The sequence below is a fragment of the Pedobacter cryoconitis genome (assembly GCF_014200605.1).
Classification (GTDB): domain Bacteria; phylum Bacteroidota; class Bacteroidia; order Sphingobacteriales; family Sphingobacteriaceae; genus Pedobacter; species Pedobacter cryoconitis_B.
Window position 1 is genome coordinate 1,283,427 of record NZ_JACHCE010000001.1, and the last position, 14,016, is coordinate 1,297,442.

At 40.9% G+C, this 14,016-nt stretch carries 1 protein-coding gene (cut by a window edge); it reads left to right on the forward strand.

Annotated features, from left to right (window positions below; translation table 11 throughout):
- Positions 1 to 14,016 carry the beginning of a non-ribosomal peptide synthase/polyketide synthase gene (locus HDE68_RS05570; protein ID WP_183879704.1) on the forward strand. Its footprint extends 19,611 nt past the window's final position, so only the first 14,016 of its 33,627 coding nucleotides appear in the window; it begins with the start codon at positions 1 to 3; its stop codon lies beyond the right edge, outside the window.

Here is a 14,016-nt window from a genome sequence, read left to right on the forward strand (position 1 = left end):
ATGCTAATTAATAAATCTCCGCTTCACCCGGCACAAAAAGATGTTTATCTGGATCAATTGATAAACGTAAGTAATCCTTATTATAATATTGGAGGATACACCCGAATCTTAGGACCACTGATCAAGACAATATTTATTGCTGCGGTCAATTCAGTACCCGAAGTATTTGATGCGTACCGGATGAGGTTTGATATTGATGAACACACTCCCCAAATCTATTTTGATGACTCCTATAAGCAATTGGAAATCAAAGAACTTGATTACAGTATGTATCAGAACGGAGAGGAATTGTTACAGATCTGGATGAAAGAGCAATTCAGTAAACCATTTGAAATTAAAAAAGACAACGTCCTTTTTGAGCATTATCTGGTTAAATTAAAAGACGAAGAACATTTGTATTTCTTCAGATATCACCATTTAATATCTGATGGATTTGGCCTGGGTTCACAAAACCGTTATATAGCTAAAAAATATAATGCACTGATCAATAACCATGAAGAAGATTTCTCTTATCTGTCTTATAAAGATGAAGCTGTAAAAGCTGATGCATATTATCATTCTGATGAATATGCAGAAGAAGGACAATATTGGAAAGATAAGATTGAGAAAAAGCCACAGCAGTTATTGCAAAGAAGATTTCTGGATAGCAGTCAGGAGCAAAAGAGATGTGAAACTGTAACGGTAAATCTGTTACCCGAAGATATTACGCTGCTTGAAGATTTACAGAAAAAAACGAAATCGAGTATCCAGCAACTAACCATTGCTGCCTTAATGATTTACTTTGGTAAAACTTCCGATAAGCAGGATTTCATTTTTGGTACTCCTTTACATAAAAGAAAAAATAAAAAAGTTCGTGATATAGTTGGGATGTTTACTGGTATTCTTCCTTTTAAAGGAGTGTATCAGCCAGAGCTTTCTGTAGAAGAATTAATTAAACATATCACGACCTCTCAGCGTGAAGATTACCGTTATAGTAATTACCAGATAGGTGATTTAAGCCGTTATTTTAAAATTAATGCAGCAGAAGAATACCTGCTGGAAGTCGTGATCAATTATGCAATTATAGATTTTGCACTTGATTTTGGAGAGGGCATGCAAGCCGGATTTTATGAACTTCCGAGTGGCTATGGCCGCTATCCGATTGAGATCTGGTGGAAAGACTATGGAAAACAGCAGCCTTTACAATTAACTATTGATTATCAGCTCCAGTTTTTCTCTGCCGAAGAAATGGAGCTTGTTGCACAAAGGCTGCTGTTTATTCTGAAACAGTTTAGTTCGCAGCTGGATAGTAAATCAAGTGAAATTGAAATCATCCCGCCATCAGAATTGCAAATTCTGGAGCGTTTCAATGAGGTCAGCGTAGCTTATCCGGATACAAAGAATTTAGTGGGGATTTTTAATGAACACGCTATAGCTACACCAGGATCAATAGCGCTTCAATTAGAAAATCAGCAATATAGTTATGAAGAACTCAATGTAAAGGCTAATCAGCTGGCTCATTATCTTCAGCAAAGAGGGGTAACGACAGATACGCTGGTACCTATTTGTTTTGACCGTTCACCAGATATGGTTGTAGCGATCCTGGGAATTATGAAAGCAGGTGGTGCCTACGTGCCAATTGATCCTGGATATCCCGAAGACAGGATCAGCTATATGCTGGAAGATACCGGAGCCAGAATCGTTGTAACTACAGCTGCACTGGCGGAGAAATTTGATTCTGCTATCGATATTATCCGGCTCGATACAGATGCTGAGGCTATAGCCGGAAAATCACCTTTTAGTCCGGCAAGCCAGATTAAGCCGGGTGATATTTCTTATGTGATTTATACCTCAGGTTCTACTGGTAAACCTAAAGGGGTAATGGTTGAACATGGGGGAATGCTAAATCACCTTTATTCGAAAGTCAATGACCTGGAACTCGATAGCAGTTCTATTGTTGCTTTTACAGCATCCTATACTTTTGATATCTCTGTATGGCAATTGTTCTCTGCACTATTATGCGGCGGGACTACTATTATTTATACTTCGGCGCTTATCCTGCAGCCTGCAGAACTGATCCGTACCATTGATAAAGACAAAGTTACGATATGGGAAGTTGTACCTTCCTATCTTGCAGCAGTATTGCAGGAGCAGTTTGTGGCATCATTAACTGCGCTGAAATATCTGCTGGTAACTGGTGAGGCTGTAAGTCAGCCGGTATTGGCGTCCTGGTTTGAGCATCCTTTTTATGGCAGGATCCCGGTAGTTAATGCTTATGGGCCAACAGAAGCATCAGACGATATCTGTCATTATATCATGTATGACACTCCGGTAAGTACAAATGTACCTTTAGGTTCACCGATACAAAACACGCAATTATATATCGTTAATAATGACATGCAGTTATGCCCGGTTGGGGTAGCAGGAGAGATTGGTGTTTCTGGTATTTGTGTATCAAGAGGTTATCTGAACCGTCCTGATCTGACCGCAGAAAAATTCATTAAGCACCCTTTTGACCCCACTTCTGAGTACCGGATGTATCGTACCGGTGATCTTGGCCGATGGTTGCCTGATGGTAATATAGAATATCTTGGCCGTATTGACGATCAGGTGAAAATCAGGGGTTTCCGTATCGAATTAGGTGAGATAGAGGCTGCTTTACAACAATGTGAAGAGATTAACCAGGCTGTAGTATTAGTGAAAACTGATGATAACGGTAATAAGCGTTTAGTTGGTTATGTTGTAGCAAACAGTGATTTTGATAAAGAGCGTATAGTATTACGTCTGAAAGAAAAATTGCCTGAATACATGATCCCTACTTTCTTTATGGAAATGGAGGCCCTGCCATTGACAGATAATGGAAAGGTTGACAAGAAAGCATTGCCGGACCCTGATGCAGCAGCATTGTTAACTACCGCTTATGCAGCACCAAGAAATGAAACAGAGCAGGAGCTGGCTAATATCTGGCAGGAATTATTAGGTATACAGCGTGTGGGTATATATGATAATTTCTTTGAACTTGGGGGAGACTCGATTACAACTATACAGGTATCAAGCCGTGCAAGAAGGGCTGGAATAAGTTTGCAGCCACGTGACTTGTTCATGAACTATACAATTTCTTCACTATCTACTTTACTGGCCTTACAAGTAGTTTCAACTGCCAGGGCAGCGCAGGAATTTTTAACTGTAGGCAGCGGTTTACTGCCTGTTCAACAGCATTTTTTTGAAGCTGATACCAAAGATTTCTCCCATTATAATCAACACCTTTTATTAAAGGTGAATAAAGAAATTTCTCAGGACAAATTAGCTGAGGCTATTCGTGAGCTGGTGAAATACCATGATGCCCTTCGCTTTGCCTATCAAACAAAAGAAGGACAGATTGAACAGGTTTACGGTGATTACGAAGGTTTGCTTGAAACAGCGGATTTTTCCGGATCGGACGAAGACCTCGAAGCAATCACTGCCGAATATCAACAGGGCTTAAATCTGGAAAAAGGTATTTTATTGCGTTCCGTGTTCTTACAGACTCCTGAAAATGAATCACATCACCGCTTGTTATTAGTCATCCATCACCTTGCGGTTGATGGTGTATCGTGGCGTATCCTGCTTGATGATCTCTCTTTACTTTTAGAACAGACGGCGACGACTAAAACGCTTAAAGAAATCACAGGGGATAAAACAAGTGCTTATTATCAATGGCACAATGCATTAGTAGAATACGGTAAAGAACAACGCTTGTTAAACCAGTTATCTTACTGGGAAAATGCAGTGCAGCAATATATACCTCTACGCACCAATAAAGATAACTTACAGACTGCAAACATTGCCGATACTGGTGTCTTTAAAGTAAGCCTGAATAAAAAACATACTAAACAATTATTGCAGGAAGTTTCTCAGGCTTATTATACAGAGATCAATGATATCCTATTAAGTGCACTTGCCATTACAATTGCAGACTGGAACGATCATCAGATTGTTTCAATTGGTTTGGAAGGTCATGGCCGGGAAGATATTTCAGACCAGATAGACACCAGCCACACTACAGGCTGGTTTACTAGTTTATACCCGGTTTTACTGGATGTCAAAAAAGGTACTGATATAGGTTTTATCCTTAAAAATATAAAAGAACAGTTAAGGCAGGTTCCTGAAAAAGGAATTGGCTTTGGCGTATTGAAATATCTCAATCAGGCCGGCACTTTGCAAAGCCGTGACCCATGGGATATTGTGTTTAATTATTTGGGTAAACTGGATAATCATATAAATGAAGAAGCGGTAATCAGCCCTTTATGGGAAACATTCGGACTTTCTGTTTCCACCAATTATCCTTTAAGAGAGAAAATAGCTGTAAATGCTATTATCAGGGAAGGGGTGCTGGAAATTCAATGGGACTATAGTACGCTGCATTTTAATAAAAAGAGTGTTAAAGAGCTAGCGACAGCTTTTGTTTCTGCTCTTGAAGAAATTATTGTACACTGTGTGGCTCAGAAAGCAGCAGCACATACGCCGTCTGATTATGAATTGGGAGAGGTAATCAGTGTGGCCGAACTGGATGGATTTCTAGGGGAAACCGTTAATGGTTCGCTGCGAAAAAATCAGATTGAGGGTCTGGCCAGATTGAGTGGTTTACAGGAAGGTATGTTGTTTCATGGTCTTTACGACGGTCAGGCAGGTACATATATCCAGCAATTTTATTGTACACTGGAGAATCTTGATGAAAACAAATTTATAAAGAGCTGGCAGAAACTGATTAGCCAGCACAGCATTTTGCGCAGCGGATTTTACCATGATGTATTTAGTGTACCTGTACAATGTATTTATAAGGAAGCAGAAATACCGGTAACTATATTGGATTACCGCCATTTAAGTAGTACTGAACAAGAAAATGCAATCCGTGAATTTGAAGCAGCTGATCGTTTAGAAGGCTTTGATTTTACGGTTTTACCACTAATGCGTCTTTGTTTAATCCAGCTGCGTGATAACTACTATCATATGATATGGAGTTATCATCATATTCTCTTAGACGGCTGGTCACTTCCAATTATCCTGGAAGAACTGCTACGTGCCTATGAAGCTCAGGTAGAAGGAACAGCCCTGACTATTTTACCTAACACACGTTACGACGATTATATCAGATACATTTATCGCAAAGATAAAGATGCCGCGAATAATTACTGGCGTAAATACCTGGAAAGGGTGACTGAGGGAACCTTACTCAATTTTATCAACTCTACTGCCGACCGTAATAAAGGAAAAGGTGTTTATGAAAAAGTGAAATTACACCTTGATAGTGATTCTACAGCTTCTCTGATACAGTTTGCACAGCGCAATCACATTACCCTGAACACTTTAATGCAAGGGGCATGGGCATATCTGTTACACCGTTATACCGGGAAAAGTGAGGTTACTTATGGTGTAATCGTATCGGGCAGGCCAGAAGATCTGCCGGGAGTAGAAAGAGGAGTGGGTATGTATATCAATACACTTCCATTACATATTGCAGTTGATGAAAATCAGTCTTTAACCAGTTGGTTACAGGCGCTGCAGATCAATCAGCTGGAAAGCAGGGAACATCAGTATACCACACTGAATGAAATACAGCATTTATCAGAGATTTCGGGTGATATCTTTGATAGTTTACTTGTTTTTGAAAACTACCCCGTAAGTAAAGTGCTGAACGAGAAGCCATGGGCTTTACGTTTAGAAAATATCGGATTACATGAACATACCAATTACCCACTCAATATAGTTATACTGGCCACAGATACTATTCAGATTGATTTTGGTTATAATTCAAGTTTATTATTACCTGAATATGCTGCAGCTGTTTCAGCACATTTTGAGCAGGTATTACAGCAGTTTACTAAGATCGGACAAGGTTTATTATCATCCGTAGAAATATTATCAGACCGTGAGCGTAGTTTATTACTGGATGTATTCAATGATAGTTCAGATCAATACCTGCAACCTCTTACTATTATAGATGCTTTTAACGAGCAGGTTATCCTGACTCCTGAAAATACGGCAATTGTCTATGGATCAGTTTCATTGACTTACCGCGAACTGGACAAACGTTCGCAGGAGCTTGCGCATGCTTTGATTGCTAAGGGATTACAGCCTGGAACATTAGTTCCTGTCGCTGCGAAACGCAGTATAAACATGATGGTTGGTATCCTGGCCATTTTGAAAGCAGGGGCTGCTTATGTACCTATAGATCCAGATTATCCGCAAGAAAGAATTTCATTTATGCTGGAAGATACAGCAGGTAAAATAGCCATCACAGATAGTGAATGGCTTTCCCTGTTTACCGCACTGGCTCCTGATCTGGAATTCGTTTGTCTGGATAAACTGGAATTAAGTGCTGTAAATGATACGATTCAATTGGATACAATTACAGCTGATAGTCCTGCTTATGTGATTTATACCTCGGGTTCTACAGGGCAGCCAAAAGGGGTACTGGTTACTCAGCGTAATGTAGTCAGTCTGGTCAAAGATATTAGTTATGTTGAATTAAATGAGCATGATGTATTACTGTCAACGGGATCACCTTCTTTTGATGCGACTACTTTTGAATACTGGGGGATGTTACTGAATGGAGGGAAACTGGTCCTTTGCCCTGATGACAGCCTGCTGGATATCGCTCTGTTAAAAGAACAGGTGCGTTTACACCAGGTGACAAAAATGTGGTTTACTTCAAGCTGGTTCAATCAGCTGATCGATACCGATATTACTGTCTTTGAAGGGCTTTCAGTGGTATTGGCCGGAGGAGAGAAGTTATCAGATGAACATGTATTTAAAATCAGGAAAACATATCCTGAATTAACAGTCATTAATGGGTATGGACCTACGGAAAATACTACTTTCTCGCTTACTTTTACAATTGATGACAGCGGTTCTATTCCGATCGGAAAACCACTGGATAGCCGTAATGCCTATATATTAGATGCGCAATTGAGGTTATTGCCTGCAGGGGTACCTGGTGAAATATATCTGGGGGGTGCTGGTTTGTCACTTGGTTACCTGAACCGTCCTGATCTTACTGCAGAAAAATTCATTGATCATCCTTTTAATAAAGGACAGAAAATATATAAAACCGGAGATATTGGCCGCTGGCTTCCCGATGGAAATATCGAATACCAGGGACGTATAGATGATCAGGTGAAAATCCGTGGTTATCGTATCGAACTGGGGGAAATAGAAAATATCCTGCAACAGAGTGAGCAGGTTAATCAGGCAGTTGTAATCGTCAAAGAAGAAAATGGGACTAAGCGCCTGATCGGGTATATAGTGCCCGAAGGTGAATTTGACAGAGATGGTATAGTGGTCTTCCTGAAAAGCCGTTTGCCAGAATACATGATCCCTGCTATATGGGTAGAGCTGGATAAATTACCGCTGACCAATAACGGTAAGGTGAATAAAAAAGCCTTGCCTGATGCAGATACCGGTTCACTGTTTACGGAAAACTATCAGGCTCCGCGCAACGCAATGGAACTGGATCTTGTAACTATCTGGCAGGATTTATTGCGCATTCCAAAAGTCGGCATCCAGGATAACTTCTTTGAACTTGGTGGTGATTCTATTATTACCATACAAGTAGTCAGCCGTGCTAAACGCATGGGCTATAACCTGCACCCGCGTGATCTGTTCGTCTGCCAGACTATTGCAGTATTAGCTGCTGTACTAACCAAAGGTGCCGCTGAGGCTGGTTCGGTTGCAGAACAGGGAGTTTTGGTTGGTAAAAGTGGTCTGCTCCCTATCCAGCAGTGGTTTTTTGAAATAGCAGATCAAAAAGAATCTCATTTCAATCAGCATGTTTTACTGACCATAGATAAAAATATAGCTCAGGATACAATAACCGAAGCTGTCCGTGCATTAATGCAGTATCATGATGCCCTTGGTTTTACCTACCGTTCAAATGAAAATGAACTGGTGCAGGAATATGGTAGTTATGAAGGTCAGCTTGGTGTTGCAGATTTAAAAGTAGTTGCTCCTGACAAATTACAGGAAGCCATTTTGATGACTGCCGAACAGTATCAGCGCAGTCTGGATATTGAAAAAGGAATATTGCTGCGTGCAGTTCTGATCCTTACACCAGAAGAAGTGCAGCAACACCGTTTATTGGTTATCGTACATCACCTTGCTGTTGATGGTGTTTCGTGGCGTATACTGGTTGAAGACCTGCAGTTACTTCTCGAAAATAAAATGGATAAGCCGGTAGAAGAAGTGCTGGGTAAGAAAACCAGTTCTGTCCGTCAATGGTATGATGCTTTAACTGTTTACTCAAAAAGCAGTGCTTTAACTACTCAATTAGGTTATTGGGAAAGAACAGTACAGCAAGCGGGCAGGTTAAAAACGGAATTTGAATATTCCGGTACAGTTAATTATGCTGATACCACTAATCAGGTATTGAAATTAAACAGTACACAAACACGCCGCCTTTTACAGGAGGTACCAAAAGCTTATCATACAGAGATTAATGATATATTACTGTCTGCATTAGCTATGACTTTAGCTGTATGGAACGAAAATGAAACCGTTACCATTAAAATGGAGGGGCATGGCCGTGAAGACATTGCAGCAGATATTGATACCAGCCGCACAGTTGGCTGGTTTACAAGTTTGTACCCGGTATCACTTGAAATATCCTCAGGACTGCCTGCAGGTGATGTGGTAAAAAGTGTGAAAGAACAGCTCCGTCAGATTCCAGAAAAGGGACTTGGTTATGGTATCCTGAAATATATCAGCAAGGAACCATCTTTACAACATGCTAATGGCGATATCGTATTCAATTACTTAGGCCAGATGAACAATATGCTGGATGGTAATGGAATTCTGGGAACAGCTGAAGAAGAGGCTGGAACCTCAGTTGGCCATGCTTTCCAGATGCCTGATAAGTTATATATCAACAGTATCATTAAAAATGATGAGCTGGAAGTAGACTGGAGATACAGTCACCACCATTTTTCATCAGCTGGTATCGGGAATTTGTCAGCCGCTTTTATGGCTAATCTGGAAACGCTGATTGACCATTGCGTGTCTCTTGCGGAAACTGCTTTCACGCCTTCGGACTATGGACTTGGGAATGAAATCAGTTACCAGGAGCTGGATGCATTTTTAGATAGCGGGGATGGAATCCGAAGAAATCAGATTGAAAGCATTTATCCACTGAGTGGATTGCAGGCAGGTATGCTTTTTCATGGATTAGCAGATACTCAGACTGGTTCATACGTAGAACAGCTTACAGCTGATATTGCCGCTTTAGATGAACAGGTGTTTGCTCAGAGCTGGGAATATTTGTTGAAGCAGCATACTATATTGCGCAGTGCTTTTTATTATGATGTGTTCAATATTCCGGTACAATGTGTATTGAAAGATGTAAAAATACCAATTGAGGTACAGGATTATCGTGAACTTAGTCAAAAGGCACAGCAAAAAGCCATTCAGAAATATACGGCTAAAGATCGTATACGTGGTTTTGATTTTGCAGAAGCACCGCTGATGCGTATCTGTCTGTTCCGTCTGGCCGATAATGAATATAGATTATTATGGAGTTTCCATCACATCTTATTGGATGGCTGGTCATTACCTGTCCTGATAGAAGAGCTTTTACAGACTTATGAGTCATTGATCAATGCTCAGCCGGTTCTAAGTGCAGAAGAAGATCGTTATGAAAACTATATACGTTATATAAACCGACGCAATAAACAGGAAGAAAAAGAACATTGGTCTAATTACCTGGCGCCGCTTACACAGAGCAGCAGATTACCGTTTATCAAGACAGCTGCGGAACAGAAAAAGGGTAACGGACAGTTTAAAATAGAAACAATACAGCTGGACAAAGCAATTACTGCGAGCCTTACTGCTTATACTCAGCGCAACCGGATTACGCTGAATACATTGATGCAGGGTGTTTGGGCATATTTATTAAATCACTATACCGGCCGTGCTGATGTAGTTTATGGGGTAACTGTATCTGGTCGTCCCGAAGACCTGGCAGGGGTAGAGCGTGCGGTAGGTATGTATATTAATACACTTCCTTTATTTACGCAGATTGATCCGGCCCAGGAGGTTTCTGTATGGTTACAGCAATTGCAAGCTGATCAGTTGCGAAGCCGTGAGTTCCAATATTCTGCTTTGAACGAGATTCAGCGTCAGAGTTCAGTTTCAGGCGAATTATTTGATAGCATCCTGGTTTTTGAGAATTATCCGGTTGACGGGGTTTTATTAGCCCAGTCCTGGAAATTACAATTATCAGGAGCAGATGTAAAAGAGCAGACAAATTATCCGCTCAGTATTACCGTCATGGCAGCAGAGGAGATCAATATCCGTTTTGAATATAATACAGAGCTATTGAGTGGTACTGATGTAAGCAGAATGACCGGACATTTTGAAACTGCTTTGTTTCATATCATTACACAAAAAGTACCAAAAATTGGAAATATAAATATACTCACTACCGAAGAAAAGCAGTGGTTAGTAGAAGGTTTGAATACCAATAAATTTGCCTATCCGGCTGAGGAGACTATGGTTAGCCTCTTTGCGGCACAGGTATTGAAATCTCCGGCAGCAGCTGCGCTGAGCTTTGAAGATCAAACTTTAAGCTATACTGAGCTGGATGAGCTTTCTAACAAACTGGCTAATAAACTGATTAGTTTTGGTATTAAAAGAGGTACACTCATTCCATTATTTATAGAGCGGTCTGCTGAAATGACTGTTGGTATTCTGGGTATCCTGAAAGCGGGCGCGGCCTATGTACCCATTCATCCGGATTACCCTGCTGAAAGAACAGCTTTTATACTGTCGGATATTGCTGCACCATTAGTACTGAGCAGCCGTGAAAGCTCCGGTTTCCTTCCTGAAACCGAGTTGCCGGTTATATTGCTCGATAACAAGTTACTATCCGAAGGTTTTTCAACTGAGCCTGTTATGGAATATTATCCATCTGATCTGGCTTATGTGATCTATACCTCGGGGTCTACAGGTCAGCCAAAAGGTGTGCTCATAGAACACCGGAGTGTAGTTAATCTGATCAGTTACCAGGGAAAGAAATTTGGTATCGACCAGACCGATAGAATTCTTCAGTTCTCGAACTATAATTTTGATGCTTCGGTAGAACAAATTTTCCTTGCTTTATTGAATGGGGCAAAACTGGTTGTGCTGGATGAAACAACCCGTCTGGACCCGTCGGCATTAGAGCAATTGCTTTTAAAAGAGCAAATTACTCATCTCCATGCCACTCCGGGTTTTCTGGAAACTATTAATGCAGGCAATTACGGTGGTTTAAGACGCGTCATATCAGGTGGTGAATACTGCCGTGTTGCGCTGGCAGAAAAATGGAAACCATTTGCAGCATTTTATAATGAATACGGGCCTACTGAAACTACCGTAACAGCCCTTGAATATCAATACCCTGTCTCTTCAGAAGAAAATCTGCTCGAAGGAGTGCCGATTGGCCGTGGTTTAGGTAATACACGTACTTATCTGCTGGATGCACAATTGCGTCCCGTTGCAGCAGGAGTTGCCGGAGAACTATATATAGCAGGTGTACAGGTGGCAAGAGGGTATTTGAATCGTCCTGAACAAACCGCGCAAAGTTTCCTGTCAGATCCTTTTGTAAGTGGAGAACGGATGTATAAAACGGGTGATATCTGCAGGTTATTACCTGATGGAAACCTTACTTATATAGGTCGTAATGATGAGCAGGTGAAAGTCCGTGGTTACCGTATCGAACTTGGTGAGATAGAAAATGTACTGGGGCAAAATAGCCAGGTTTCTCAGGGGGTAGTCCTGGCGAGAACCGATGAACAGGGCAATAAACGTCTGGTAGGTTATGTTGTGCCTGCTGATGCAGAAATATTTAGTAAAGAAGAACTGATTGTTTTCCTGAAAACCCGTTTACCAGAATATATGGTTCCGGGATGGTGGGTAATTTTAGAGAAGCTACCACTTACGGGCAATGGTAAAACAGATAAAAAAGCACTGCCTGATCCTGACGCAAACGATTTGATTGCACAGGAGTACGTTGCCCCTGGAAATCAGTTAGAACAAACACTGGCTGTGATCTGGCAGGAGTTATTGGGATTAACGCAAGTAGGTATCCATGATAATTTCTTTGAACTGGGAGGTGATTCTATTGTTACAATACAGGTAGTCAGCCGTGCCAGACGTGCGGGATATGGATTAAATCCGCGTGACTTATTTACCTGTCAGACCATTTCGCGTCTTGCGGCATTCATGGATTTACAACAGGAAATCAAAACTGTTGCCGAACAAGGGACTTTAACCGGTGGAAGTGGTTTATTGCCTATTCAGCAATGGTTCCTGCAAACGGAAACCAATTCCCTCTCACATTATAATCAGCATATTGTTTTAACTGTTGCTAAAAATATCAGCACTGAACAATTGCAGACTGCGATAGATAAACTGGTTAACCACCATGATGCGCTGCGTTTTGCTTATCATTTATCAGGTACGCAATGGGAACAGCACTATAGTGGGTTTCAATCAAAAATAGGGGTATTTGACTATACGCAAAACACAGATGAATGGACAGAAGCTGTTCAGACCAATCTGAATCTTTTACAGTCTCAGGTAGATATTGCAAAAGGAAACCTGTTACAGGCAGCTTTATTAATTGCTCCTGCCAATGTACCGGTTAATCAGTTATTACTTGTTATTCATCACCTGGCAGTGGATGGTGTATCATGGCGTATCCTGACAGATGATCTTGAATTACTGCTTCAGCAGGAAGATAAACCAGCTTTAACTGTATTAGGTAATAAAACAAGTTCTTTCCGTCAATGGTATCACACCATGTTGGCCTATGGCCAGCGTGCAGATTTGCTGAATCAGGAAGCATACTGGAAAAAAACTAAACAAGAGCCGGCCCCGCTTCGTACTGATCATGTATTTAACGAAGCGGTAACCATAGCCGATATACAAAACTATACAATAAAACTAGGCAGTAATTCAACCGCAAACTTATTAAAGGATGTGCCTAAAGCTTATCATACCGAAATTAACGATATCCTGTTAAATGCACTGGTACTCACACTTTCTGCACACAATAAAAGCAATAAAGTATTGGTGGGAATGGAAGGACATGGCCGTGAAGATTTAGCCGCAGACGCTGATACCAGCCGTACCGTTGGCTGGCTGACCAGCATGTTCCCTGTTTTACTCGAAGTAGAAACAGGGGCAGGCAAAGGACAGCAGCTAAAAAACATTAAAGAACAATTAAGACAGGTACCGGGTAAAGGAATTGGTTACGGTTTATTAAAATATATCAATAAAACTGAATCCTTACAGGGAAAAGATCCCTGGGAAGTATTATTTAACTACCTCGGACAATCAGGTCATACCACAGCTGAAGGATTATATACCGTACCGCAATGGGAATTATTTGGTTCATCAGCAGGCAGTGATTTCCCGGTTGAAGGCAAACTTGCTGTGAACAGTATGATCATTGATCATGAACTGGTATTGTACTGGAGCTATAGCAACCGTCATTTCAATGCAGAGACTATCCATCAGCTGGCTGCTGATTACCTGTCCCATCTCGAAGATATCATTAAACATTGCATTGGAAGAAGTACTGCTTCATTTACCCCATCTGATTATGGGCTGGGTGATGTAATCAGTTATAATGAGCTGGATCAGTTCATGGATGATGATTATAACGGCAAACAAAGGAAATTGCAACTGGAAAGCATTTTACGTTTAAGTGGTTTACAAGAAGGTATGCTATTCCATAGTCTTTATGATCAGCAGGCAGGTTCATACATTCAGCAGTTTACAGGTGAACTGAAAGAAGCAGATATTCTGGCTTTCACAGACAGCTGGCAGCATTTGCTGAAACAGCACAGTATTTTAAGAAGCGCATTTTATTACGATGTATTCCGGATTCCGGTGCAATGTATTTACAAAGAAGCGCAAATACCGGTGATCCAGCTGGATTTACAGGGCTTAAGTGCTGAGGAACAGGAATTAGCTATTCAGGAGTATAAAAAAGAAGACCTTTTAAAAGGTTTTGACTTTGTA